Origin of the sequence: Pseudomonas sp. Marseille-P9899 (genome assembly GCF_903166565.1) — a bacterium.
Classification (GTDB): domain Bacteria; phylum Pseudomonadota; class Gammaproteobacteria; order Pseudomonadales; family Pseudomonadaceae; genus Aquipseudomonas; species Aquipseudomonas huaxiensis.
Genome location: NZ_CAESCG010000004.1, coordinates 328,243 through 352,185, shown reverse-complemented (window position 1 = coordinate 352,185; position 23,943 = coordinate 328,243). Strand labels below are relative to the sequence as shown.

Sequence of the window (23,943 nt, the reverse complement as noted above, 5' to 3'; positions counted from 1 at the left end):
ACTCTGTCATTGGATCCAAAAGATAAGCAAGCCTGAGAAATATGGCTTTACAGTTCTACTGAATCTCCTCCGGCGTCACCACCACCCAATTCTTGTCCGCCGTCACCGGCAACCCTTCCCTGGCCTGGGCCGCCGCGTGCTTGGCCATCATCCCGTTGATCTGGTCCATGTACTTGGCCTTGCGGTTGATCCACAAATGAACCCCGCCCTTGGCCACATCGACGCTGTGAAACAGCATGTAGCCGTCGCTGCTCGGGGTGTCGCCGCCCACCAGCACCGGTTTCTTCCACTCATCGATGTAGGTGAGGATCGCCGCCTGCTTGCCCGCCATCCAGGTGGCCGGGGTCCACAGGTACGGGGTCAGTTCCAGGCCGAGGTTGGCGGCAGGATCGTACTGGCCGGCGCTGATCTGCTTGCGCGCGGTGGTCAGCGCGCCGCTGGCGCGGTCCTTGAGCAACAGGCTGACGCCGATGACGTTCTGCGGCTTCACGTTGTAACCGTACTTCGGATCGGCAGCGACCATTCGCACCAGCTCTTCGGAAGCCGCCGTCATCACATAGACCTCGATGCCGTTCTCCATCAGCTTGTTGAACAGCTCGGTCTGCCCGGTGAACACCTTGGGCGGCTGCACCTCGATGGCCTTGACCTGATCGCCCTCGAAATAGGTGCTCGGCACCGGCTTGCCCGACGCCATCAGCTCATCGACGTAGCCTTTGAGTTCCTTGAGGGTGAAGCCGGAAAACACCTGCGCAACCCACGGGTAACAGACCATGTCGTCGATTTCGCAGAGGCGGTAGTAGTAACTGAACAGGCTTTCCTTGTGCTCGGCGGTGTCCTTGAACGGGATCAGCTTGAGCGAGGGGTCGAGCTTGTCGCGGGTCAGCAGGCCTTTGTTTTCCATGAACGGCAGCAGCGACTCTTCGAGGTCGAAGCGGTAACTGGTGTTATCCATGTCGAACACCGCGTAGTTACCTTTGTGGGCATTGGCGGCAATCATCGCGTCGAGCTGCTTCGCGGCCGGGGCCGGCCAGTGTTTCAACTCCACCGCCAGCGTCTGCCCGGCGAACAGCAGGGCCAGGCCGGCGGCGAGGATTTTCGGAGCGAACGTCATGTGCGGGTCTCCTGCAAAAGGGTCCGCTCCACCCTAAGCAGTCCCTTGATCGCGCCCCGCTCTGACAGCGACCCCGGCAACGGCCTCAACGGCAGGCACTTATCCAAAAACGACCTGCTGTTATTCCAAAAACGACTCAAGTAATTCCATATCGATATAAAGTTCTTTGTTTTCAGACTGTTAGCATTTTCGATTCAGCCACCGCCCACAGAGGCGATGCGTGTCGTTTTTTCTGGAGCTTCAATGAACCTGCCGCTGTTTCTCAATCTGCTGGTGTTCCTGGCGTTGCTGCTAGGCCTGGCTCAAACCCGTCATGGCAACTGGAGCCTGGCCAAGAAAGTGCTGGTCGGCCTGGTGCTGGGCGTGTTGTTCGGCGCCGCGCTGCATGCGATCTACGGCGCCGGCAACCCGGTGCTCAAAGCCACCATCGGCTGGCTCGACCTGGTCGGCACCGGTTATGTGCAGTTGCTGCAAATGATCGTCATGCCGCTGATCTTCGTCTCGATCCTCGGCGCCGTGGCGCGTCTGCACAATGCCTCGTCGCTGGGCCGGATCAGCGTGCTGACCATCGGCACGCTGCTGTTCACCACCGCGATCGCCGCGCTGATCGGCATCGTCCTCACCAACCTGTTCGGCCTGAGCGCCGAAGGGCTGGTGGCCGGCACGCAGGAAACCGCGCGCCTGCAAGTGATCCAGAGCGATTACGCGGGCAAGGTCGCCGACCTGAACATCCCGCAACTGCTGCTTTCGTTCATCCCGAGCAACCCGGTGGGCGACCTGGCCCGGGCCCGGCCGACCTCGATCATCGGTGTGGTGATCTTCGCCGCCTTCCTTGGCGTGGCCGCGCTGCAGTTGCTCAAGGACGAACCGGAAAAGGGCAACCGCGCCCTCGCCGCCATCGAAACCCTGCAAGCCTGGGTGATGCGCCTGGTGCGCCTGGTGATGAAACTGACCCCCTATGGCGTGCTGGCGCTGATGACCAAAGTGGTCGCCAGCTCGAACCTGGACGACATTCTCAAGCTGGGCAGTTTCGTGGTGGTGTCCTACATCGGCCTGGCGCTGATGTTCGTGGTGCATGGCGTGTTGCTGAGCCTTTCCGGCGTCAACCCGCTGCGCTTCCTGCGCAAGGTCTGGCCGGTGCTGACCTTCGCCTTCACCAGCCGCTCCAGCGCCGCCAGCATTCCGCTGAGCATCGAAGCGCAAACCCGTCGCCTGGGCGTGCCGCAGGCTATCGCCAGCTTCGCCGCCTCGTTCGGCGCCACCATCGGTCAGAACGGTTGCGCCGGGCTGTATCCGGCGATGCTGGCGGTGATGGTCGCGCCAGCAGTCGGCATCGACCCGCTGAATCCGCTCTGGATCGCGACGCTGGTGGCAGTGGTGACCTTGAGTTCGGCCGGGGTGGCCGGTGTGGGTGGCGGGGCGACCTTCGCCGCGCTGATCGTGCTACCGGCGATGGGCTTGCCGGTGGAGCTGGTGGCGCTGCTGATCTCGGTCGAACCGCTGATCGACATGGGCCGCACGGCGCTGAATGTCAGCGGCGCGATGACGGCGGGGACCATCACCAGCCAGATCATGGGGCAGACCGACAAGACGCTGCTGGCGGCGGACGAGCAGGTGCAGTTGAGTCACTCGTAGGACTCTGATTGCTGCGGTTCGGCGCGCCGAACCGCAGCGAAAAGGCCGAAAAACCTCAGCCCCGCTCCCAAACCTCGAAGTGATACACCGGCTTCCCTTCCTCCGCCGGCGCCTGCTCGCTGGACACCTTGGTCCAGACCCGCTCATCCACCTCGGGAAACCAGGCATCGCCTTCCGGGCTCAATTCCACCCGGGTCAGGTACAAGCGATCCGCCAGTCCCGTCTCCAGCGCCTGCCCGTAAAGCTGCGCGCCACCGATCAGCATCAGCTCATCCACGCCCTGCTCCGCCGCCCACTGGTCGGCGCGGACGATGGCGTCTTCCAGCGAGGCGAACACCTCGGCGCCTTGCAGTTGCAGGCCGGCCTGGCGGCTGACCACCAGGTTCAGCCGGCCCGGCAGCGGGCGGCCCAGCGAATCCCAGGTCTTGCGACCCATGATGATCGGCTTGCCCAGCGTGGTGGCCTTGAAGTACTTGAAGTCCCCCGGCAAATGCCAGGGCATGCGATTGTCGATGCCGATGACGCGGTTCTCGGCGAGGGCCGCGATCAGGCTGAGAGGGCGTGATGTTTTCATGGCGGCGAGGATAGCAAAGCCCGTTCGCGGATGCCTGGGTTATGCTTCCAGACTGACTCGCTCAACGGAAGCTGTACGTGACTGGACTGACCGACCTGGACAAGCGCTGGCTGACCGAAGCGGTGCGCCTGCGCGAAGAACACACGGGGCCCCTGGAAGACCAGGAAGCCAATCGCCGCGCCCGCCAGCAGGGCGGCGACCTCGCCCAGCGCATCGAACACCGCGCCCTCTTCCTGGCCGAACGCGACGGCCTGCGCCAGGCGCTGGAACACTACAAACGCGGGGCCCGCCTGGCCTTGCTGGCGCTGCTGGTGGTGGCGCTGGTCAGCGGTGCCGGGCTGGCATTTGCCGCCCTTGGCGACGGTCAACGTCCGGTGAATGTGTTCTGGGCTCTGGGCAGCCTGCTCGGGCTCAACCTCCTGTTGCTGCTGGGCTGGGCCACCGGCCTTTCCATGGCCGGCGATCAGGGCGCGAGCCTCGGCCGGCTGTGGCTCTGGCTCAGCGAAAAACTCGCCCGCGACGCCAAGGCCGCGCACCTAGCCCCGGCTTTACTGGTCCTGTTGCAACGCCAGCGCCTGACCCGCTGGCTGCTCGGCACGCTGGTCCACGGCCTGTGGTTGCTGGCGTTGCTCGCGGCGCTGGTGTTGCTGCTGATGCTGCTCTCGACCCGGCGCTACGGTTTTGTCTGGGAAACCACGCTGCTCCAGCCCGACACCTTCGTCAGCCTGACCCAAACCCTCGGCGCCCTGCCGTCCCTGCTCGGTTTCAGCACCCCGGACGCGGCGATGATCCGCGCCAGCGGCGACAGCCAGCCGGCGCTGGAACTGAGCCGTCAGGCCTGGGCCGGCTGGCTGCTCGGCGTGCTTGTCGTCTACGGTATCCTGCCGCGCCTGCTGCTGGCGGCGCTCTGCCTGTGGCGCTGGCGCCAGGGCCGCGCGCGGCTCGCCCTCGACCTCAAACTCCCCGGCTACAGCGCCCTGCGCGAATCGTTGATGCCCAGCAGCGAACGCCTCGGCGTAAACGATGCTGCCCCCGATCAGTTGCCGCAGATCGAACGCGGTCAGGACGACGTGCAGCACGACGGCGCGCTGCTGGTCGGCCTGGAACTGGACGACCAACGTCCGTGGCCGCCCGCCCTGCCGGCCTCGGTGACCAACGCCGGCGTGCTGGACAGCCGCGAATCACGCAAGCGCCTGCTGGAACAGCTCAGCCACTTTCCTCCGGCGCGCCTGGCGATTGCCTGCGACCCACGGCGCTCGCCGGATCGCGGCAGCCTCGCACTGCTCGCCGAGCTGGCGCGCAGCGCGGCGGCCACGCGTATCTGGCTGATGCAGCCGCCACCCGGCCAGGCGCTGGACGCCGAGCGTCTTGGCGACTGGCATCAGGCCCTGGACCAACTGGCCTTGCCCTACGCCGACACGGCACCGTTGAACTGGCTGGAGCACGGTCATGACTAAAGCGCTGAAGCTGGCCGTGGTCGGCCACACCAATGTCGGCAAGACCTCGCTGCTGCGGACCCTGACCCGCGATGTCGGCTTCGGTGAAGTGTCCCATCGCCCCAGCACCACCCGGCATGTCGAAGGTGCACGGCTGTCGGTGGACGGCCAGCCGCTACTGGAGCTGTACGACACGCCCGGCCTGGAAGACGCCATCGCCCTGCTCGATTATCTGGAACGTCTGGAGCGCCCCGGCGAGCGCCTCGACGGCCCGGCGCGACTCGAACGCTTCCTGCAAAGCAGCGAGGCGCGCCAGCGCTTCGAACAGGAGGCCAAGGTGTTGCGCCAGTTGCAGGCCAGCGACGCCGGGCTCTATGTGATCGACGCCCGCGAACCGGTGCTGGCCAAGTACCGCGACGAACTGGAAGTGCTCGCCGGCTGCGGCAAGCCGCTGCTGCCGGTGCTCAATTTCGCCGCCAGCAGCGACCACCGCGAACCCGACTGGCGTGAGGCCCTGGCCCGGCTGGGGCTGCACGCGCTGGTGCGTTTCGACAGCGTTGCGCCACCCGAAGACGGCGAACGACGGCTGTACGAGAGCCTCGCCCTGATGCTGGAAAACGCTCGCCCGGCCCTGCAACGGCTGATCGACGACCAGCAGGCGCAACGCCAGCTTCGCCAGCACAGCGGCAAACGCCTGATCGCCGAACTGCTGGTGGATTGCGCAGCGTGCCGGCGCAGCGTGGTGGCCAAACCGGACGAAGAAGCCGCCGCCGTGCGCGAGCTGCGCGACACCATTCGCCAACGCGAGCAACGCTGCGTCGAAGCACTGCTCAAGCTGTATGCCTTCCGTCGCGAAGACGCCAACGCCAGCGACCTGCCGTTACTGGACGGGCGCTGGGGCGATGACCTGTTCAACCCGGAAACCCTCAAGCAACTGGGCATTCGCCTGGGCGGCGGTGTTGTGGCGGGTGCCGCGGCCGGCGCCGGGATCGACCTCGCGGTCGGCGGCCTGACCCTCGGCGTCGCAGCGCTGGCCGGGGCCATCGCCGGTGGCGCGCTGGGCACGGCGCGCAGCTATGGTTCGCGGTTGCTGGGCAAACTCAAGGGGCAACAGGAACTGACCGTGGACGATGCGGTGTTGCGCCTGCTCGCCGTGCGGCAGAAGCAACTGCTGCAAGCGCTGGACAGCCGCGGGCATGCGGCGATGAACCGGATCAAACTGGACACCCCGCCTGACCAGACCTGGCGCGAAGGCAAACTGCCGGCTGCGCTGAGCAAGGCGCGGGCGCATCCGCAGTGGTCGTCGTTGAATCCGGGGGCCAGGTTGAGTCAGGCAGAGCGGTTGGAGCAGATTGAAGCGCTGGTGCAGGAGATCTGAGCCAGGCTGGAAGTCCCTATCGCTGGCACGCCAGCGATAGGGCCCTCAATCTCACCGCAGAATCAGCCCAATGGCCTTTGCCTTGAGCACCTCCAGGTCTATCACCGGCACCTCACTCAGCTTGGCCTCTTCATCCCACACCCGCATACGCAAACTCACCGCGCATAGCGGGTCCTGCTCGAACGCACCCGCCTCGGCCTCGCTCATCACCCCACCCTGAAACACCAGGGTTCGCCGGCTCGCTTCGCTCAAGCGCTGGTAATAACCCGGCTGGCGCAGCGTCAGGTAGCGCTTGGCCTCGACGTGATACTCCACCAGCCTGGCCATGCGCTCACCGAAGCCGCAGCGCCGCAGGTACTCGGCGCCGACCCGCTCGTGGCTGACCGCGCCGAAGCCGTCCATGTCGCCCTCGGCCCCGCCGCAGATATGCCCGATATCGTGGAAAAACGCCGCCAGCACCACCTCATCGTCGAAGCCCTCGGCCAAGGCAAGTTGCGCGGCCTGGGACATGTGCTCCAACTGCGACACCGGCTCACCGATGTAATCGGCGTCGCCATGCTGCTGATACAGGGCGAACACGGCGTCCACCACCTGCTCCGGCGATCTCACGACACCTCGCCCAGCAAGCGCGCCACATGCCGCTCGGCCAGCGCCGGGCCAACGCTCATGCCGACGCCGGTGTGCATCAGCGCCGCGCTGATCCCCGGCGCCACCGGCAGCAACGAGAACGGCCCCGGACCACCCGAGCCATAAACGCCCTGCCAGCGCTCGACCACTTCGATGCGCCCACCAAGGGTGTGCTCGGCCAGTTCGATCATCCAGTTGTCCACCTGCTCGGCGTTGAACGGCGAGGCATCGCTGCCGTAGGCGTGGGAGTCGCCGATGATCAGCTCACCGTGAGGCGTGGGGCTGATCAGCAGGTGGATGCCGTGCTCCAGCAGATGGGGACTGTGGGACTGAACCCGCTCGCGCAAGGCTGCCGCCTGCGGCAGGTCAGCGTAGGCACCGTAATGCAGGCAGCTCAGGCCGGTGAGCAACGAGTGTTGCAAGTCCAGCTGGAAGCGCGGACGGGCACGGAGCATCTGCAAGCGGCAGACCTGCGGTTGCAGCGCGGCCATCGGCTCGGCCAGCAGGGTCTGGTAGTCGTGACCGGAGCAGACCACGATCTGCCCGCCACTGAAGGTGCCGGCCGTGGTGCTCAGGCGACCCGGTTCGATATCCCGGACCAGGGTGGAAAAGTGGAACTCGACACCCATCTGCTCACGCAGCCAGGCCACCAGGGTCGGCAGGGCTTCGCGGGAATAGAGTTGCTGGTCTTCCAGACCATGCAGGGCTGCGCGGTGATGGCTGAAACGGCCGTCGTAGAGGGCGTTGAGTTCAGCGCCTTCGAGCAGGCGGGCCGGGTAGCCATATTCGACCGCGCGGCTTTCGCAGAAGGCTTCCAGCACATCGCGCTCTTGCGCGGTGCGCGCCAGCAGCAGCGAGCCGTTGCGCTTGAGGGCGAAGCCGGCGTGTTCGGCCCAGTGGGCCCAAAGTGGACGGCTGGCGCGGGCGAGGTCGAGCATCTGGCCCGGCGGCTGGCCGCTGACCAGCGCCTGGCCGAAGTTGCGCACCGAGGCGCCGAGCGGTGTGGCGCTGCGTTCGAAGACCTTCACCCGCAGGCCGCGACGAGCGGCGGCGTAGGCGTGGGAGAGGCCGAGGATGCCGGCGCCGACAATCAGGAAATCGGTCATGTAGAGTCCTTCATGTGTTGTTTGGGGCTGCCTTGCAGCCCTTCGCGACGGTTCGGCGCTCCGACAAGCTCGCTCCCACAAAGTCCGGCTCAGGTACCTGTGGGAGCGAGCTTGCTCGCGAAGGACCGCAAAGCGGTCCCCGCTTGTTACTGCTGGGCAACCTTCTCCGACTTGCCGTCATACCGCTTGCGCCACTCGCTCAGAATCTGGTCGCGGTTCTTCGAGGCCCAGGCGAAGTCGTTCTTGATCAGGCGCTGCTCGTAGTCCGCCGGCAGTTCGGTCTGCGGCTTGGCGATGCCCGGCTGAGCCAGCACGGCGAAGTTTTCCTTGTACAGCTCCATCGCCGCAGGGCTGGCGGAGAAGTCGGCCAGGCGCTTGGCCGCCGCTTCGTTCGGGGTGCCCTTGATCACGGCGGTAGCCTCGATCTCCCAGCCCAGGCCTTCTTTCGGCAGCACGATGTCCAGCGGCGCGCCCTGGCGCTTGAGCTGCACGGCCGGGTATTCGAAGGAGATGCCGATCGGGAACTCACCGGCGGCTGCCAGCTTGCACGGCTTGGAGCCGGAGTGAACGTACTGGCCGATGTTCTGGTGCAGGGCGTCCATGTAGGCCCAGCCCTGCGGCTCGCCGAAGGTCTGCAGCCAGGCGCTGACGTCGAGGAAGCCGGTGCCGGACGACGCCGGGTTCGGCATGACGATCTTGCCCTTGTACTCGGGCTTGGTCAGGTCCTGCCAGCTCACTGGCTTGCTCAGGCCCTGCTTCTCGGCTTCGACGGTGTTGAAGCAGATGGTCGCGGCCCATACGTCCATGCCCACCCAGGCCGGCGGGTTGGCTGGGTCACGGTAGTTGCCGCCGATCTTGGCCAGGTCCTTGGGTGCGTAGCTTTGCAGCATGCCTTGCTGATCGAGGATCGCCAGGCTCGATGCAGCCAGGCCCCACACGGCGTCGGCCTGCGGGCGGTCTTTCTCGGCCAGCAGCTTGGCGGTGATGATCCCGGTGGAATCACGCACCCACTTGATCTCGATGTCCGGGTTGGCCTTTTCGAACGCCTGCTTGTAGCTCTTGAGCTGTTCGGCTTCCAGCGCGGTGTAGACCGTCAGCGAGGTCTGCGCGGCGCTGGCCTGCAGGCTGAACGCGGAGAGGACGGCAGCGGCAAGAGCGAGTGGCTTGAACATGATGCGGTTCCTTTGAAGGGACGTTGGTCAGGTTGGGTTGGCGCAATCAATGGCCCGGCGCGCGCTGGCGCCAGGCCTGGGAACGGCTGAGCAGGCCACGGGAGGCCCAGGCCAGCAGCAGCGACACGGCCGCGCTGGTCAGCAGAATCAGGGTCGACATGGCGGCCGCGCCGCCGACGTTGCCGGCGTCGTCCATGTTCAGCACGGCGACAGCGGCGAGGATGGTGTCCGGGCTGTAGAGGAAGATCGCCGCCGACACCGTGGTCATCGCCGAGACGAACAGGTAGCGAATGATGTCCAGCAACGCCGGCAGACAGATCGGCACGGTGACCCGCATGAAGTGCCGGTACAGCGGCGCTTTCAGCGACAACGCGGCGGCTTCGAACTCGCCGTCGAGCTGGCGCAGGGCGGTGGTGGCGGTCATCTGCGCGGTGGTCAGGTAGTGAGCGACGGTGCACATCACCAGCAGCACCATGGTTCCGTACAGCACATGCAGCGGGTTGCCCGGCAGGTTGAAGAAGAAGACGTAGCCCAGGCCCAGCACCAGCCCCGGCACGGCCATCGGCACAAAGCTGAGCAGGCGCAGGATCAGGTTGAGGGCGCGCTGGCCGCGGGTCTTCTCCATCAGGTAGGCGCCGCTGAAGATCACCACGCTGCCGATCAGTGCAGTGCCGACCGCCATGGTCAGGCTGTTGCGGTAGGCCAGCCAGCCACCGCCAGCGGTTTCATCGAACTGGTAATGCTTGAGCGACAGCGACAGGTTGTAGGGCCAGAACTTCACCAGCGACGAGTACACCGCCATGCCCACCACCAGCAACAGAACGGCGCAGACCAGCAGGACAATGGCGAGGAAACAGGCATCGCGACGCCGCGACACAGCCGGTTCGAACACCTGGGCCCGGCCGCTCATGGCCTCACCCTGACGGCGGCGCAGCCAGGCATCGACGCCGAAGCTGAGCAGCGCCGGGATCAACAGCACCATGCCGATCAGTGCGCCGCGACCGAACTGCTGCTGTCCGACCACCGCCTTGTAGGCTTCCAGCGCCAGCACCTGATAATCGCCGCCGACCACGACGGGCACGCCGAAGTCGGTGATGGTCAGGGTGAACACCAGGCAGAACGCGGCGAACACGGCCTGACGGGTGGCCGGCCAGGTGATGCTGTGAAACGCCCGCCACGGCCCGGCGCCCATGCTGGACGCGGCGTCGAACAGGCGCGCATCGGCCAGCGACAAGGCCGACAGCAGAATCATCAGCGCATGCGGGAAGGTGTAGATCGCCTCGCCCAGCACGATGCCCCAGAAACCATAGATGTTGTCGCTGAGCAGCCCGCGCAGCAGCCCCTGGTTACCGAACAGATAGACCAGCGCGATGGCCGGCAACATCGACGGCGCCAGCAGCGGCAGCAGGGAAATCCCGCGCCACACGGCCTTGCCCGGAATCAGGGTGCGTTGCAGCGCGTAGGCGAACAGGTAAGCCAGCGGTACGACGATGGCCGCAACGCTGACGGAAACCTTGAGACTGTTGCCGAGCAGCCAGTGGAAGTTTTCGCTGGCGAACAGCGCGCGCGCTGCGACCAGGCCGCCGCCTTGCCCGGCGTCGCCGCTGAAGCCGCGCCAGAAGATCGCCAGCAGCGGCATCAGCACCGAAATGGCGAGAAAGATCAGCAGCAGCCATTTGCCGCCGACCACGAAGAGACGGTCACCGAACGCAACACCGCTGCGCGACCTGGCCTTCGCGTGAGCGATCGGCAGGACGATTGGCGCGGCCATCTCAGGCAAACACCTGGAGGCTGCGCGGCGGAAGCGCCACCCAGATGTCTTGCGAGCCCAGTTGCGGCATGGCTTCTGGCGCCACTTCGGCGAGCAGGGCATGACCGGGCAACTGGTGCAGCTCGAAACTCATGCGGCAGCGATTGCCGAGGAAGGTGATCTCGCGCAGGCGCGCCGGGAACAGGTTTTCTTCATGCACGATCGGGTTGACGCTGATCGCCTCGGGGCGGCAGAACAACCGACCGCTGCCGCTCGCCCGCGCGCCGGGCGCCAGACGCAGGTTGAGGCCGCCAACCTGGGCATGGCTGTCACTGCAGCGCTGGAACGGCAGCCAGTTGCCCTGGCCGATGAACTCGGCGACGAACGGCGTGGCCGGCTTGTCGTAGATTTCCTGGGCGGTGGCGTACTGCTCGACCTGACCGTTGTTCATCACGGCGATGCGGTCGGCCATCAACATGGCCTCGTCCTGGTTGTGGGTCACCATCAGGGTGGTAATGCCGAGTTGGCGTTGAAGTTGGCGCAGCTCAGTGCAGAGGTGTTCGCGGACCCGGGCGTCGAGCGCGGACATCGGCTCGTCCAGCAGCAACAGCGAAGGGGCCGGCGCCAAGGCACGAGCCAGGGCCACACGTTGTTGCTGGCCACCGGAAAGCTGGCCGGGGTATTTCTTCTCGCTGCCGGTCAGGCCCCCCAGTTCCAGCATCTGGCCGACGCGCTGGCGCACCTCATTGCGCCCAGCGCCCGCCAGGCCGTAGGCGATATTGGCTTCGACGGTGAGGTTGGGGAACAGCGCGTAGGACTGAAACAGGATGCCGTAGTCACGGGCTTGAGGCGGCAAGGTGGAGATATCACGCTCACCGATGCTCAGTTCGCCGCGGTCCTGGCGCTCGAGCCCGGCGATGCAGCGCAGCAGCGTGGTCTTGCCGCAGCCAGATGGGCCAAGCAGGCAGACCAGTTCGCCGGCGGCGACATCGAGAGAGACATCGTTCAACGCCGTGAACGCGCCGAAGCGCTTGTGGATACCGCGAACGCGCAACTGGGCGCCGGGATTTGCGAGCGTGTTGTTCATGACAGGACCTCACCGTACAGATGAGGGTCATGCTAGGGAGGGTTTAAGAAGGTTCTGTGGCGTTGGGGCAAAAGCTGGTGATAGTGGTATTGGCAGATTTTGTTTGGGGGCCTCAAGGGCAAAGAAGAATCAGGACTCCAGCGCCGACATCTCCTGCGCCAATCCCAGAAACGCCGCCGGCAACCGCGCCTGACGCCGCTCCTTCAAGCAATACAGATACTCATGCATCACCGGCGCCCCTTCCAGGCAGATCACCCGCAACTCCGGGTTATGCGGCACTTCATGCCGGGCAATGATGCTGATGCCGATATTCCGGAGCACCGCTTCGCGAATCGACTCGCGGCTGCCAATCTCCAGCAAGGCGCCCGGTTTGACGCCGGCATCCTCCAGCATCTGCTCGGTCAGTTTGCGGGTCGTCGAGCCCTGCTCGCGCATCAACAGGCAATGCCCGGCCAGCGCCGCCAGCGGGATCGAATCGCGCGACGCCAGCGGATGGCTGCGGTGCACCGCCACCACCAGCGGATCGGTGCCCAGTATCCGCCGCACCAGCCGGGTGTCTTCCAGCAACTGCGAGGACGCCGCCACATCCACCCGGTAATCCTCCAGCAGCTCCAGCACTTGCTGGGAGTTGCCGATTTCCACCGACACCTCCACCTGCGGCAGACGTTCGCGGAAGATCTTCACCAGATCAAGGATGTAGTACGGCGCCGTCGCCGCCACCCGTAATGCGCCCTGCCCCAGCCCGCTGTTGCGCAGGAAGAACTCGATATCGGCCTCTTGCTGCAACAGCACCTTGACCATCGGCAGCAGCCGCGCGCCGTCTTCGCTCAGCGCCAGGCGTCGGCCACCACGGTAGAACAGCTCGACGCCGTAGCTGCTTTCCAGGTTGCGGATCTGCGTGGTGACGGTGGGCTGGCTGAGCCCGAGCTTCTTCGCGGCAAGGGTGATGCTGCCCAGGCGGGCCACCATGAAAAACGCCTTCAGCTCGGAACTCAACATACAACCTCTTACTTTCTCAACAGCCGGAGCCCGTTGAAGACCACCAGCAGGCTGACGCCCATGTCCGCGAACACTGCCATCCACATGGTGGCCATGCCAGCGAAGGTGATCGCCAGGAAGATCGCCTTGATCCCCAGGGCCAGAACGATGTTCTGCACCAAGATCGCCGCGCTTTGCCGCGAGAGCCTGACGAAGGCCGGGATTTTCCGCAAGTCGTCGTCCATCAGCGCGACGTCGGCGGTCTCGATGGCGGTGTCAGTGCCGGCTGCGGCCATGGCAAAACCGATTTCGGCGCGAGCCAGCGCCGGGGCGTCGTTGATACCGTCGCCGACCATGCCGACCCGGTGCCCCTTGCCATACAGTTCTTCGATGGCCGCCAGCTTGTCCGCCGGCAGCAGGTTGCCGCGGGCTTCGTCGATACCGACCTGGGCGGCAATCGCATCGGCGGTGTGCGGGTTGTCGCCGGTCAGCATGACGGTGCGGATGCCCAGCTCATGCAGTTCGGCGATGGCCTCGCGGCTGCTCTGCTTGACCGTGTCGGCCACGGCAAACAGCGCCAGCGGGCCGGAGCTGTCGAGCAGCAACACCACGGTCTTGCCCTGGCGCTCCAGGGCGTCGAGTTTTTCTTCCAGTTGCGGCGAGCACAGTCCCAGTTCTTCAACCAACCGGTGGTTACCCAGGTGATAGCTCACGCCACCGACCTCACCGCTGACGCCACGCCCCATCAGGGCCTGGAAGTTATCCACAGACTCCAGCGCCAACGCGTTTTCCTCAGCGTGCCGGGCAATGGCCATGGACACCGGGTGATCGGAACGGGAGGCGAGGCTGGCGGCGATGCGCTGGGCGCGGTCTTCGAACAGGGTGTCGAGCACCTGCATGTCGGTCTGCACCGGCTTGCCGTGGGTCAGGGTGCCGGTCTTGTCGAGGGCGAGGAAGTCCAGCTTGCGCCCACCCTCCAGATACACGCCGCCCTTGATCAGAATGCCTTTGCGCGCCGCGGCGGCAAGGCCGCTGACGATGGTCACCGGCGTGGAAATCACCAGTGCACATGGGCAGGCCACCACCAGCAGCACCAGGGCGCGGTAGATCCAGTCGAACCAGGCGCCGGCCATGAACAATGGCGGAATCACCGCCACCGCCAGAGCAAAGGCGAAGACCGCCGGCGTGTAGATGCGCGAGAACTGATCGACGAAGCGTTGAGTCGGCGCCCGTGCGCCCTGGGCTTCTTCCACGGCGTGGATGATCCGGGCCAGGGTCGATTGCCCGGCGGCGGCGGTGACGCGGTATTCCAGTTCGCCGGACTGGTTGATGGTGCCGGCGAAAACCTTGTCCCCCGGGCCTTTTTCCACCGGCAGGCTTTCACCGGTGATGGGCGCCTGGTCAATCGTGGACTGTCCGCTCAATACCTCGCCATCCAGCCCGACCCGCTCACCCGGCCGCAAACGCACCCGAGCGCCCAGGGCCACCTGCGCCACCTCGACTTCCCGCCACTGGCCATCGGCCTGCTGCACCGTGGCCACGTCGGGGGTCAATTGCATCAAGCCGCCGATGGCGTTGCGTGCACGGTCCAGCGAGCGGGCTTCGATCACTTCGGCGAGGGTGAACAGCACCATCACCATGGCCGCTTCCGGCCATTGACCGATCAGCACAGCGCCGGTCACGGCGATGCTCATCAGCGCGTTGATATTGAGGTTGCGGTTTTTCAGGGCGATCCAGCCCTTCTTGTAGGTGCCCAGACCACAGCCGAGGATGGCCACCAGCGCGAGCGCAGCCACCGCCCATTCCGGCGCGGCATTGGTGAAGTGGACGACTTCCGCAGCCAGCGCAGCAACGCCGGACAACGCCAGCGGCCACCAGGCCTTCTTCGCCGGGGCCGGTGCGGCTTCGCTGGTATTGGCGATCATTGGCTCGGCGTGCATGCCGAGCGAGGCGATGGCCTGCTCGATGGCCTGGGTGTCGGCGAACGTGTGGCGCACGCCGAGGACGCGGTTGATCAGGTTGAATTCAAGCTGCTCGACGCCGTCGAGCTTGCCCAGCTTGTTCTGGATCAGCGTCTGCTCGGTCGGGCAGTCCATGGCCTCGATGCGGAAACGACTGAGCCGGGCGTCAGCACTGGCGCTTTCGCGCAACTGAATCAGCGCCGGAGCTTCAGAAGAGCCGGAGCAGCAACCGTGGGCATGCGCGGCCGGTTTGGGCGCGCAGCAACTGTGCTTATGCTCATGCGCATGATCGTGCTGGCTATGGTCGTGATCGTGTGGCTTTTTGAGTGAATCTGAGCTGACAGGCTGATTCATGAAGGTTTGTCCCTAAATGTCCTGTTGCCAAGTGAACACCCTGTAGCCACTATAGGGTCAAGCAACCTGTCGAGGTATTTGCAGATGAAGATCGGCGAACTGGCCAAGGCCACCGACTGCGCGGTGGAAACCATCCGTTACTACGAGCGTGAAAACCTGCTGCCGGAACCGGCGCGCAGCGACGGCAACTACCGGGTCTACACCCAGGCCCATGTCGAGCGGCTGACCTTCATCCGCAACTGCCGGACGCTGGACATGACCCTCGAAGAAATCCGCAGCCTGCTGCGACTGCGGGACAGCCCGCAGGACCAATGCGGGAGCGTCAACGCGCTGATCGACGAGCATATCGACCATGTACAGGCGCGGATCGACGGATTGATGGCGTTGCAGGAGCAGTTGGTAGAACTGCGTCGGCGCTGTCAGGCCGAAGGCGAGCATTGCGCGATTCTGGAAAGGCTGGAGGTGAATGGGGCGGTTTCAGTGCCGGAGACGGAGCATTCGCATGTGGGAAGAAGCCACGGGCATTGAGGCTGGCCACGAACCCAGTTGGAGCTGGCAAGCCAGCTCCAACTGCGGCAGTGTTAAACCGCCATCGGCGCCGTCAGCGGCGGATGGTGCTCATACCCTTCCAGGCTGAAGTCGCTCGGTTCGATCTTCTCCAGCCACTCCGGCTCGTAGACACCGGTCTTGGCGAACTCCGGCACGCGGTCACTGATCACCAGCTTCGGCGCTGCCAGCGGCTCGCGGCGCATCTGCTCGTTGAGCATGTCCAGGTGGTTCTCGTAGACGTGCGCGTCACCGATGAAATAGGTGAACCAGCGCGGCGTGTAGCCGGTCAGGCGACCCACCAGCGACAGCAGCGCAGCGCCTTCGGTAAGGTTGAACGGCGTGCCCAATAGCTTCACCCCCCACCTTTACTGCACATTACGCTGACTTGTAATGCCTTCCAAGCAACTTGGTATATGTGCATTATAGCTTTTGCACATTACCTGCGCAACCCCTAATGCTGGATAAACCACCAGTTTTTTTAAGTCCCGCCCGCAGTTCCCTTTCTCCTGAAGCCCCCGAAATACGGGGCCTGCAGCCAAGAAGTTGACTCACCCTGGCAATGTGCTATCCATAATGTCGGGGGAATCTATCTCCCCAGACTAAGCTCCAGCGCTTCCGCAGACGCTAAGGCGCAATAAAGCAGGGAGAGTCGATGCGCCTAGATCAGATGCCATACCACTCAATGCCCACCCTGGCCGTCCTTCCGTTCCGGCAATTCAGCATCGGATGGACATGGCAGTTGCGGGCACTCAAGCTCTTCCCCGAGTCTCAGCTGTCCTGGAAGCGCTACTCCTACGATAACGGCAGTGGCCATGCGAGGGCGGCTGTTTTCACCTCCTACGAGGAGGCCATAGAAGCTGCGGACGAATTCAACAGCCGAACCAGTGAACTGGTAGCTCAGGCGGTACCGGATCCTGTGCTTCAGAGCTCGACCGCCCTAAAAGTCGAGAAGGCCCTGACAGCAGCGCGTCGCATCCACGCAGAAGAAGAGCTCATGGAGCGCGAAGCAATCAAGCGAAACGCCCATTTGCCCCGTCCCAACATGCAGGAGCTGGAACTGCACAATACGATGGAAAGCTTGCGACAACCCCTCTACCAGGAGCTTGAGCGCGCTCCTTACCTGGAGATAGTTGCCATCCCGAGATTCAACATGTGCCTTCGTCGTACCGAAGACCAGACGTGGGAACAGATCGGAGCCTTGTCTCCCAAACGCTCGCAGATTTGCCTGCGAGAGGTGACAGCCAAAGGATTCGGTCTTTCGGGAGCAGATCACTGGGGGAGAACGAAAGCACAGATTCGGGCACTGCTTCTTCCCAGGGCCAATCAGCTGCTGCAGTTAGCGAGCGTCAAGCAAATGCTTGCCGAGGCGAGGATGCGCGGCCAGAGAGTAGTGGTCTGCGGTGGCTTCGTGTTCTGGTATGAGGACGACGGGGTGCCACGGTGGGTGCTGAAAAACACGGGTGGCGAGTCCAGCAGCGATGAAGGAAACACCTTGTGGTACGAGGGAACGATCTTATCCAAGAACCATGGCCGGATCGTCGTGCTTCCCTATATCAAGGAGAACGGGGAAAAGGTTCAAGGGCACACGAAGAACGCACCGCACGATGGAAAGGCGCTACCTCGCCATCGAGATCAGTACGTCACCCTACCTTTTGAGATCCTGGACGGCGACCTCATGATCGGACTATTTGGTGAGCTCCACTATGAGTAATGCACCGACTAATCGGACATCCCTTCCATGTAAGGACAGCAGATGATCACGAAGATCAAAATCCAGGGCTATCGGATCTACGGCGACTTCACGCTGCTGCCCAACAGGGATCTCAACATCCTTGTGGGCGGTAATGACGCGGGGAAGTCGACCCTGATGGAGGCAATTGGTCTCGCGCTCAACGGGCGTATCGGTGGTCGCTCCGCTCAGGAGGAGTTGAACCCCTATTGGTTCAACAAAGAGCTGGTTAATCAATTTCTAGATAATTGCGATTGGGATGAAAACCCAGCTCTACCAGAAATTCTGATTGAGCTTTTCCTCGAAAATCGGCCAGAGCTGCAATTCCTCTGTGGCGCGATCAATAGCGACAGGAAGACAAATGCCTGCCCTGGCATCTCATTCAAGGTCATTCCCAACCCTGAATATGACGAGGAACTTACCCAGTGGCGTATCAACCCCAGCGCGCTGATCCCCGTCGAGTACTACAAGATTGAATGGCGTACCTTTGGGGATGAAGTACTGACTAGGCGCCCCCGGCAGCTAGCCGTAGCGACTATCGATTCCCGTACCGTCCGCTCGACCTCGGGCGTCGACTACCACCTGCGCCAAATCCTAAGTGACCACTTGGAGCCGGGCGAGAAAGCCAAGATATCCCAGCATTACCGCGAGATCAAAGAGTCCATGACCTCTAACTCCCTGGGTGGCGTGAATGATCGCCTCAAGGATATTCGAGCGCCACTGGATAACCAGGTGATGGCCCTGGCCATGGATCAAAGCGCTCAATCCTCCTGGGAGGGGTCGGTCACACCACATGTGGATCATGTGCCTTTCGCGCTGGCAGGCCAAGGGCAGCAAGCCTCAATCAAGATTTCGCTGGCCATGCAGCGCCTGTCCGAGCACACCAGCATCGTGATGATCGAAGAGCCAGAAAACCATCTGTCGCATACGAGTTTGACCACGCTGCTGTCGCGCATCGAGGAAGCTGCAGGCGAGCGTCAGCTGTTCATCTCGACTCACAGTGCCTATGTGCTAAATCGGCTCGGCCTGAGCTCCTTGCTCCTCCTGCATCGCGGCAAGGCATCTCACATCGAGACGCTTGATCCGGACACCGTCGGCTATTTCCAAAAGCTGCCAGGCTTCGACACGTTGCGTATGGTACTGGCTCACAAGCTCGTCCTGGTGGAAGGCCCCTCGGACGAGATCTTGTTTGAGCGCTTCTTCAAAGACCTCTACGGTAAGCACCCGATGGAGCTGGGGATTGATGTGATGAGCATGCACGGACTGACATTGAAGCGCTGCCTGGAACTGTGTACTGCCATCGATCGCCCAGTTGCAGTGCTTCGAGACAACGACGGGGAAGACCCAGAAACCCTTAAGGAAACTGTCAGCGAACTGCTCGAAACAGGAAAGCGCGAACTCTTTATTGGTGCAAAGGAAGCGGGCAGGACATTGGAACCACAATTGAGGGCGTGCAACAGCGAAGAGTCTCTGCGCAATATTCTTGGGGCCACTGATAGGGCCAGCCTTGAGAAATGGATGTCGAGAGAAAAAACGGAAGCAGCACTTCTCATCGCCAAATCCAAGGAGACGGTCACACCGCCACCATATATGGCTGCGGCTGCGGCGTTCATTCATGGCTAAAAACTACCTGACCCTGGCAGTTGCGGGTGCTCGCAAGACTCAAGGCCTGGTGGAGCATTGCAAAGCATTAGCAGCCGATCGCAAAGTTCTGCTCATCACCTTCGCCCAGGCCAATCAGATCGAGTTGCGCGAGCGCGTAAGGCGGTATGCCGGAGACCGACCCGGCTTGGAAGTCTCTGGCTGGTTCAGCTTTTTGCTGCGTCATTTCGTCAAACCCTTCGTCCCATTCGCCTTCCCCGGCAAGCGCTGCAGGGGCTTCAATTTCGAAGGTGATCCAGGACGATATGCCAGCGGTGAGAATCGATTTTTCGATTCGTCGGACAGTGTGTATGCGAAGGAATTAGCACGCTTGGCCCACCAACTGATTGGCCAAAGCGGCGGGGCCTTGATTCAACGCCTCGAATGCCTTTACGACGAAATACTCATCGACGAGGTTCAGGATCTTTCAGGTTACGACTGGGACATCCTGGAGGCGCTGTTCGGCACACGCATTGAGATACGGCTCGTCGGGGACGTCCGGCAGGCAGTCTTGTCCACCAATCCTCGTGGTCAAATGAAGAAGGCCTTTGCCTACTCGAAATCCATTGCATGGTTCAAAAAACAGCAGAAAGCAGGCCGCCTGGAAATCAACTACAGCTCTGTCACATGGAGGTGCTGCCAGACAATAGCTACCTTTTCCGACACCATCTTCGAGGCAATCTGGGAGTTTCCGGAAACGACCTCACAGAATCACGCGATCACACCCCACGACGGCGTTTTCCTCGTGAGAAAGACTCACGTCCGTCAGTACGTTGAGACATTCCAACCCCAGTGCCTGCGCAACAGCATTCGCTCGGGGACGGAGTTCGACCTCAACTACATGAACTTTGGGGTATCCAAAGGGCAGACCTTCAACCGCGTGCTGATTTATCCAACCGAACCTATCGGCAAGTTCATCAGCAAAGGGGAGTATCTCCTGCCCCTCTCCGCAGCCGATTTCTATGTGGCGGTCACACGGGCCGAGCAAAGCGTGGCGATTGTCTTGGATAAGCCAGGGGCCTCACAGATCCCCTATTGGCATCCAACTGTCGCCGCTGAGTAATTGCATGGACTTGACCACCCATTTGCATTCGACTTGACCAGTCGCTTGCGTCGGATTTGACCAGCCCGCTGGCCGACCCTGATCGGCCATTAGCTGCCATACGTGACTACCAGCAATCGACCCAAAACAGTCATTTTTTTGCAGGATGTCAGGCAAAAATTTTTCGTCACGCAGAAAAAACAAGGCCGCATTTGCGGCCTTGTTTTTATGGGGTTATTCGTGGGAATGTCCGTGCTCAGCTTTGTCGGAGGTTTCTACTTTCTCACCACCACCGCATGCCGTCATCAGGCCGAAGAAGCAGATCAGGAGCATAGAACGAACCAGAGTGGTTGGGGTTTTCATGGAAGGACTCTTCAAAAGTTGATAAATGGTCTGGGGGCAGGCTGAACGGTGAATTTTCGGCAGTAGGACAGCCATCGCTGTTTCGAATTACTGTTTGACGCTCAAGTAATCGCCGGTTGTTTTCAGTGCGATGGTCACGTCGCTGTTGCTGCGATTACGCCAAAACCAACCATGGGTGCCGTCAAAAATGGCGGTAAATTCACCCTTGTCACTTTTGACCTGCTTGCCCTTGCTGTAGCTGTGGAAGTAACCCTTCTCACCGTTGTAAGGTTCGCCATGGGTATCGAAGTTCACAGGCCCGCCAACCGCAGTCCATTCGTAGCTAACAGACTTGCCATTCAAGACTTCGAGCTTTATTTCCGTCCCTTCACCTGGCTTGAGCGTGACGCTCATTTGATTAGTCTTCAAAGCTGAAGTGGGTGTGGGCGCCGGCTGAGTAACAGGTTTCGCAATAGGCTGGACTTGCGCAACCTGCGGAGCTGGAGCTGGAGCTGGAGTAGCAGCTTGCGGTGGCGCGGCATCCGCCAAAGCTTCCTGAGCAAGGATGATCTTCAATTCGCCCATTTGGGTCAGTCCCAGTGCTCGGCCCACACCCGTTGGATCGACGGCATATTCCGAAGGCATAACCACTGTCACCAGCAGGCCGACCGCAGTCAGCAGGGCAATAACAGTGGAGCGCACCAGTTTGCGAGTGCTTGGCAATTCATTAACAGTCGGAAGCGGAGTATTAAACATGGTCAGAATTCCTTACACGGAGACAAACAGGCCGGTGATCTGGTAACCCATCAGCAGGAAACCGGCACTCATCATGGCGACGTTGGCGGTATAGGCGTGGCGCCAGAAACTGCCGGTGCGCCGCCAATAACCCATCAAAATGAGAATCGCGCTGAGGGCCAGCAACTGGCCAATCTCAACACCGACGTTGAAGGCGATGAGGTTCGGAATCAGGCCATCAGGCGAGATCTCGTACTCCTGGATCTTCGTCGCCAGACCAAAACCGTGGAGCAAGCCGAAGATCAGCGTGGCCACCTTGGTGTTGGGTTGGAAACCGAGCCAGCGCTGGAATGCGCCCAAGTTGTCGAGCGCCTTGTACACCACCGAGAAGCCGATGATGGCGTCGATGATGTACGAGCTGATGCTGACCTCTGTAAGTACGCCAAGCAGCAGCGTGACCGAATGGCCTACAGCGAACAGCGTGACATACAGCCCCACGTCTTTCAGGCGATAGAGGAAGAAGATCACCCCGAACAAAAACAGCAGGTGGTCGTATCCGGTCATCATGTGCTTGGCGCCCATGTAGATGAAGGGCAGCAACATGACGCCGGAGCTTTCCTGGATGAAGCCTTTGTCACCTTCCGCTACGGCGTGAGCCATCGCCTCGGGCATTCCCAGGAAAAGTGCAGCGACAAGTAAAAACAACAGCAATACGGGGCGGTGCAAAGGCGTAGTAAACGCGCCGGCGCCGCTCATCGAGTACGGATGCATAGATCAATCCTACGTTGCAGAGATCGAAGGCCGCAGTGCGGCCAAGGTCAAGATGCGAACGAAGGACGGGGTGGACGCTCGATCAAGAATATCGGCGGCAGGGGAACAGAGTGTCGAAGCGCATCGACCCGGATGGATAGCATTGGGGATGTCGCCAGCATCAACGCCGCTGTGAGTTGCGGTGTTTCGTGCTGGTGATCAGGGGTCAATGGCGAATGGTAGTGATCTGAAAGACTCGAATAGCTGGATGAAGCCTCTTCGCCGTGGGAGTGATGGGCGTCTTGCGTGATCTCCCAGGCTGGCTGTTTCGACGCCACTGATAACGAATAGGTATGCCCGGCCCAAGCCACTAACATGGCGAGAGCCAGCGCGATTACCACCGTAGTTGTCAGTGTTCTGCTGAACATGGCGTTAGGGTTTCAACTCGGTTTATAGGGCTTTTACGCGTTTGACCACATCCCCCTAGGGGGGATAGGATGCCAGCGTAATTCATTGAGGCCTGAGGCTCAAGTCATGAGTGAGCACGAACACGAACACAGCCATCCCCACACCCACCAAAGTCATGAGGCGATCATCAAACGTCTCAAACGGGCGGATGGGCATTTACGCGGCATCATCACCATGATCGAAGAGGGTCGTGAGTGCGTGGACATCGCCCAGCAGCTGCATGCGGTTGAAAAAGCAGTGTGCCAGGCCAAACGTACGCTCATCCAGGATCACATTGATCACTGCCTGGAGGACACCGTTTCGGCGCTAGGCAATGGCGAACGCGCACCACTGGAAGCTTTCAAGCAAATCACCAAGTACCTCTAGGTCTGTCATGCCCAATTTTGCTGAACTGCTGCAACAAGGCGGGGCTCACGCCTGGCTGTATTTCCCGAGCGCGATCCTGCTCGGCGCCTTGCATGGCCTGGAGCCGGGACATTCCAAAACCATGATGGCGGCCTTCATCGTGGCCATCCGAGGCTCGGTCAAACAGGCTGTTTTGTTAGGTTTGGCCGCGACGTTGTCGCATACCGCAGTGGTGTGGTTGGTCGCCATCGGCGGCATGTACCTGGGCAAAGGCCTGGATGCGCAAACCACTGAGCCGTACTTCCAGCTTGCCTCTTCTGCACTGATTATCGTGATTGCGCTATGGATGCTCTGGCGTACTTGGCGCGGCGAGCAGATGTTCAAGTTCGAGCAAGGTGATGATCATCACCACGGCGAGCACGACCATGGTCATCATGATGAGACCCATCGAATCGATACCGGCCATGGCCGCATTGAGCTGTCGATCTTCGAGGAAGGCATGCCACCGCACTGGCGCCTGAAGACACTGACCGGGCACGCTTGGGCTGCCTCAGATGTTCGCCTGATGACTACTCGTCCGGACGGTAGCAGCCAATCGTTCTCTTTCGTTGAGCGCGACGGCTTCCTGGAGTCGAAGGTCGATATTCCGGAACCACATGAGTTCAGTGCTCGCTTGAGTCTTGGGCATGCAGGTCACTCCCATGATTACGATCTCCAGTATCAGGAACACGATCACGGGCATGCTCATTCCGAATTGGAAGGCTTAGAGTTGTCGATTGATGGCTACCAGGATGCGCATGAACGTGCGCATGCCAACGATATCCGCAAGCGCTTCACCAATCGCGAGGTCACCACGGGCCAGATCGTTATGTTCGGCCTGACTGGGGGTCTGATTCCTTGTCCGGCAGCCATTACCGTTCTGTTGCTATGTCTTCAGGTTAAAGAAGTCGCGCTGGGAGGCATGCTTGTCCTGTGTTTCAGCATAGGATTGGCGCTCACCTTGGTCACTGTCGGTGCTGCTGCGGCAATTGGTGCTAAGCAGGCCTCCAACCGTTGGCCTTGGCTGGGCACCGTGGCTCGTCGTGCTCCGTACCTGTCCAGCGTGCTGATCATTGGTGTTGGTCTGTACGTGGGCTTCCATGGCTGGATCGGCCTGAACGCTTGAGGCAAGTC

Annotated in this window: 21 protein-coding genes and 1 pseudogene; 10 read left to right on the top strand and 12 right to left on the bottom strand. The window is 62.0% G+C overall.

Annotated elements, in window-relative coordinates:
* Positions 1–55: 55 nt before the first annotated feature.
* Entirely contained in the window at positions 56–1,111 is a 1,056-nt protein-coding gene (locus HWV67_RS21390) for a haloacid dehalogenase-like hydrolase (RefSeq protein WP_175652671.1), read from the bottom strand.
* 243 nt (positions 1,112–1,354) lie between these two features.
* On the opposite strand from HWV67_RS21390, the gene HWV67_RS21385 reads away from it, so the two are divergent.
* The gene (locus HWV67_RS21385; RefSeq protein ID WP_175652670.1) at positions 1,355–2,746 is read left to right on the top strand and encodes an L-cystine transporter; all 1,392 of its coding nucleotides are present in this window, start codon (positions 1,355–1,357) and stop codon (positions 2,744–2,746) included.
* 55 nt (positions 2,747–2,801) lie between these two features.
* Here HWV67_RS21385 and HWV67_RS21380 read toward each other — a convergent pair whose 3' ends face one another.
* The gene (locus HWV67_RS21380; RefSeq protein ID WP_175652669.1) at positions 2,802–3,320 is read right to left on the bottom strand and encodes a dihydrofolate reductase; all 519 of its coding nucleotides are present in this window, start codon (positions 3,318–3,320) and stop codon (positions 2,802–2,804) included.
* A 77-nt stretch (positions 3,321–3,397) separates the two neighbouring features.
* On the opposite strand from HWV67_RS21380, the gene HWV67_RS21375 reads away from it, so the two are divergent.
* Positions 3,398–4,777 (top strand): DUF2868 domain-containing protein, encoded by a 1,380-nt coding sequence (locus tag HWV67_RS21375; protein ID WP_175652668.1) that lies wholly within the window; start codon positions 3,398–3,400, stop codon positions 4,775–4,777.
* On the top strand, positions 4,770–6,134 hold the full coding sequence (locus HWV67_RS21370) for a GTPase/DUF3482 domain-containing protein (protein WP_175652667.1): 1,365 nt from the start codon (positions 4,770–4,772) through the stop codon (positions 6,132–6,134). The genes HWV67_RS21375 and HWV67_RS21370 overlap by 8 nt, the downstream gene beginning before the upstream one ends.
* Before the next feature lie 51 nt (positions 6,135–6,185).
* Here HWV67_RS21370 and HWV67_RS21365 read toward each other — a convergent pair whose 3' ends face one another.
* The 7 genes from HWV67_RS21365 to HWV67_RS21335 all read right to left on the bottom strand — a co-directional run bounded on the left by HWV67_RS21365 (position 6,186) and on the right by HWV67_RS21335 (position 15,169).
* A complete protein-coding gene (locus HWV67_RS21365) occupies positions 6,186–6,743 on the bottom strand; it encodes a phosphonate degradation HD-domain oxygenase (RefSeq protein WP_175652666.1) in 558 nt (185 codons plus the stop codon).
* The gene (locus HWV67_RS21360; protein WP_175652665.1) at positions 6,740–7,867 is read right to left on the bottom strand and encodes a TIGR03364 family FAD-dependent oxidoreductase; all 1,128 of its coding nucleotides are present in this window, start codon (positions 7,865–7,867) and stop codon (positions 6,740–6,742) included. Before HWV67_RS21360 ends, HWV67_RS21365 begins: the two co-directional genes overlap by 4 nt.
* A 146-nt stretch (positions 7,868–8,013) precedes the next feature.
* Positions 8,014–9,039: a putative 2-aminoethylphosphonate ABC transporter substrate-binding protein gene (locus HWV67_RS21355; RefSeq protein WP_175652664.1), complete on the bottom strand. Its 1,026-nt coding sequence runs from the start codon at positions 9,037–9,039 to the stop codon at positions 8,014–8,016.
* A gap of 46 nt (positions 9,040–9,085) precedes the next feature.
* Positions 9,086–10,810 carry a putative 2-aminoethylphosphonate ABC transporter permease subunit gene (locus HWV67_RS21350; RefSeq protein ID WP_175652663.1) on the bottom strand — a complete coding sequence of 575 codons (1,725 nt, stop codon included), beginning with the start codon at positions 10,808–10,810 and terminating at the stop codon, positions 9,086–9,088.
* Between the two features lies 1 nt (position 10,811).
* Positions 10,812–11,876, bottom strand: a complete 1,065-nt coding sequence (locus tag HWV67_RS21345; RefSeq protein WP_175652662.1) for a putative 2-aminoethylphosphonate ABC transporter ATP-binding protein — start codon at positions 11,874–11,876, stop codon at positions 10,812–10,814.
* Between the two features lie 129 nt (positions 11,877–12,005).
* Entirely contained in the window at positions 12,006–12,875 is an 870-nt protein-coding gene (locus tag HWV67_RS21340) for a LysR family transcriptional regulator (RefSeq protein WP_175652661.1), read from the bottom strand.
* Between the two features lie 8 nt (positions 12,876–12,883).
* Entirely contained in the window at positions 12,884–15,169 is a 2,286-nt protein-coding gene (locus tag HWV67_RS21335; protein WP_175652660.1) for a heavy metal translocating P-type ATPase, read from the bottom strand.
* An 84-nt stretch (positions 15,170–15,253) separates the two neighbouring features.
* On the opposite strand from HWV67_RS21335, the gene cadR reads away from it, so the two are divergent.
* The gene (gene cadR, locus HWV67_RS21330; RefSeq protein ID WP_175652659.1) at positions 15,254–15,697 is read left to right on the top strand and encodes a Cd(II)/Pb(II)-responsive transcriptional regulator; all 444 of its coding nucleotides are present in this window, start codon (positions 15,254–15,256) and stop codon (positions 15,695–15,697) included.
* A gap of 53 nt (positions 15,698–15,750) precedes the next feature.
* Here the strand turns inward: cadR and HWV67_RS21325 are convergent.
* A pseudogene (locus HWV67_RS21325) lies at positions 15,751–16,065 on the bottom strand (thymidylate synthase); the annotation flags it as partial.
* Positions 16,066–16,370: 305 nt separating this feature from the next.
* Here HWV67_RS21325 and HWV67_RS21320 point away from each other — a divergent pair.
* From HWV67_RS21320 to HWV67_RS21305, 4 genes are all read left to right on the top strand, one after another.
* The gene (locus HWV67_RS21320) at positions 16,371–17,429 is read left to right on the top strand and encodes a hypothetical protein (protein WP_042561592.1); all 1,059 of its coding nucleotides are present in this window, start codon (positions 16,371–16,373) and stop codon (positions 17,427–17,429) included.
* A gap of 42 nt (positions 17,430–17,471) precedes the next feature.
* Positions 17,472–19,070: an ATP-dependent nuclease gene (locus tag HWV67_RS21315; protein WP_042561593.1), complete on the top strand. Its 1,599-nt coding sequence runs from the start codon at positions 17,472–17,474 to the stop codon at positions 19,068–19,070.
* Positions 19,063–20,151, top strand: a complete 1,089-nt coding sequence (locus HWV67_RS21310) for a UvrD-helicase domain-containing protein (RefSeq protein ID WP_042561594.1) — start codon at positions 19,063–19,065, stop codon at positions 20,149–20,151. The genes HWV67_RS21315 and HWV67_RS21310 overlap by 8 nt, the downstream gene beginning before the upstream one ends.
* Before the next feature lie 102 nt (positions 20,152–20,253).
* Complete coding sequence (locus tag HWV67_RS21305; RefSeq protein ID WP_155401175.1) at positions 20,254–20,538, top strand: hypothetical protein; 285 nt, start codon at positions 20,254–20,256, stop codon at positions 20,536–20,538.
* A 42-nt stretch (positions 20,539–20,580) separates the two neighbouring features.
* On the opposite strand, the gene HWV67_RS21300 is transcribed toward HWV67_RS21305, so the two are convergent.
* Both HWV67_RS21300 and HWV67_RS21295 read right to left on the bottom strand, forming a co-directional pair.
* Entirely contained in the window at positions 20,581–21,228 is a 648-nt protein-coding gene (locus tag HWV67_RS21300; protein ID WP_042561595.1) for a hypothetical protein, read from the bottom strand.
* 12 nt (positions 21,229–21,240) lie between these two features.
* On the bottom strand, positions 21,241–21,978 hold the full coding sequence (locus HWV67_RS21295; protein WP_042561596.1) for a HupE/UreJ family protein: 738 nt from the start codon (positions 21,976–21,978) through the stop codon (positions 21,241–21,243).
* A 513-nt stretch (positions 21,979–22,491) separates the two neighbouring features.
* Here HWV67_RS21295 and HWV67_RS21290 point away from each other — a divergent pair.
* Both HWV67_RS21290 and HWV67_RS21285 read left to right on the top strand, forming a co-directional pair.
* A complete protein-coding gene (locus tag HWV67_RS21290) occupies positions 22,492–22,791 on the top strand; it encodes a metal-sensing transcriptional repressor (RefSeq protein ID WP_032894820.1) in 300 nt (99 codons plus the stop codon).
* A 7-nt stretch (positions 22,792–22,798) separates the two neighbouring features.
* Positions 22,799–23,935 (top strand): nickel/cobalt efflux protein RcnA, encoded by a 1,137-nt coding sequence (locus tag HWV67_RS21285; protein WP_042561597.1) that lies wholly within the window; start codon positions 22,799–22,801, stop codon positions 23,933–23,935.
* Positions 23,936–23,943 lie beyond the last annotated feature (8 nt).

Bases quoted from the DNA above. Each gene is read 5' to 3' on its own strand.
- cadR (WP_175652659.1), top strand. From the start codon at position 15,254: ATGAAGATCGGCGAACTGGCCAAGGCCACCGACTGCGCGGTGGAAACC.
- HWV67_RS21315 (WP_042561593.1), top strand. From the start codon at position 17,472: ATGATCACGAAGATCAAAATCCAGGGCTATCGGATCTACGGCGACTTC.
- HWV67_RS21340 (WP_175652661.1), bottom strand. From the start codon at position 12,875: ATGTTGAGTTCCGAGCTGAAGGCGTTTTTCATGGTGGCCCGCCTGGGC.
- HWV67_RS21370 (WP_175652667.1), top strand. From the start codon at position 4,770: ATGACTAAAGCGCTGAAGCTGGCCGTGGTCGGCCACACCAATGTCGGC.
- HWV67_RS21390 (WP_175652671.1), bottom strand. From the start codon at position 1,111: ATGACGTTCGCTCCGAAAATCCTCGCCGCCGGCCTGGCCCTGCTGTTC.
- HWV67_RS21380 (WP_175652669.1), bottom strand. From the start codon at position 3,320: ATGAAAACATCACGCCCTCTCAGCCTGATCGCGGCCCTCGCCGAGAAC.
- HWV67_RS21345 (WP_175652662.1), bottom strand. From the start codon at position 11,876: ATGAACAACACGCTCGCAAATCCCGGCGCCCAGTTGCGCGTTCGCGGT.
- HWV67_RS21285 (WP_042561597.1), top strand. From the start codon at position 22,799: ATGCCCAATTTTGCTGAACTGCTGCAACAAGGCGGGGCTCACGCCTGG.
- HWV67_RS21350 (WP_175652663.1), bottom strand. From the start codon at position 10,810: ATGGCCGCGCCAATCGTCCTGCCGATCGCTCACGCGAAGGCCAGGTCG.
- HWV67_RS21360 (WP_175652665.1), bottom strand. From the start codon at position 7,867: ATGACCGATTTCCTGATTGTCGGCGCCGGCATCCTCGGCCTCTCCCAC.
- HWV67_RS21300 (WP_042561595.1), bottom strand. From the start codon at position 21,228: ATGTTTAATACTCCGCTTCCGACTGTTAATGAATTGCCAAGCACTCGC.
- HWV67_RS21310 (WP_042561594.1), top strand. From the start codon at position 19,063: ATGGCTAAAAACTACCTGACCCTGGCAGTTGCGGGTGCTCGCAAGACT.
- HWV67_RS21295 (WP_042561596.1), bottom strand. From the start codon at position 21,978: ATGCATCCGTACTCGATGAGCGGCGCCGGCGCGTTTACTACGCCTTTG.
- HWV67_RS21335 (WP_175652660.1), bottom strand. From the start codon at position 15,169: ATGAATCAGCCTGTCAGCTCAGATTCACTCAAAAAGCCACACGATCAC.
- HWV67_RS21355 (WP_175652664.1), bottom strand. From the start codon at position 9,039: ATGTTCAAGCCACTCGCTCTTGCCGCTGCCGTCCTCTCCGCGTTCAGC.
- HWV67_RS21290 (WP_032894820.1), top strand. From the start codon at position 22,492: ATGAGTGAGCACGAACACGAACACAGCCATCCCCACACCCACCAAAGT.
- HWV67_RS21385 (WP_175652670.1), top strand. From the start codon at position 1,355: ATGAACCTGCCGCTGTTTCTCAATCTGCTGGTGTTCCTGGCGTTGCTG.
- HWV67_RS21320 (WP_042561592.1), top strand. From the start codon at position 16,371: ATGCGCCTAGATCAGATGCCATACCACTCAATGCCCACCCTGGCCGTC.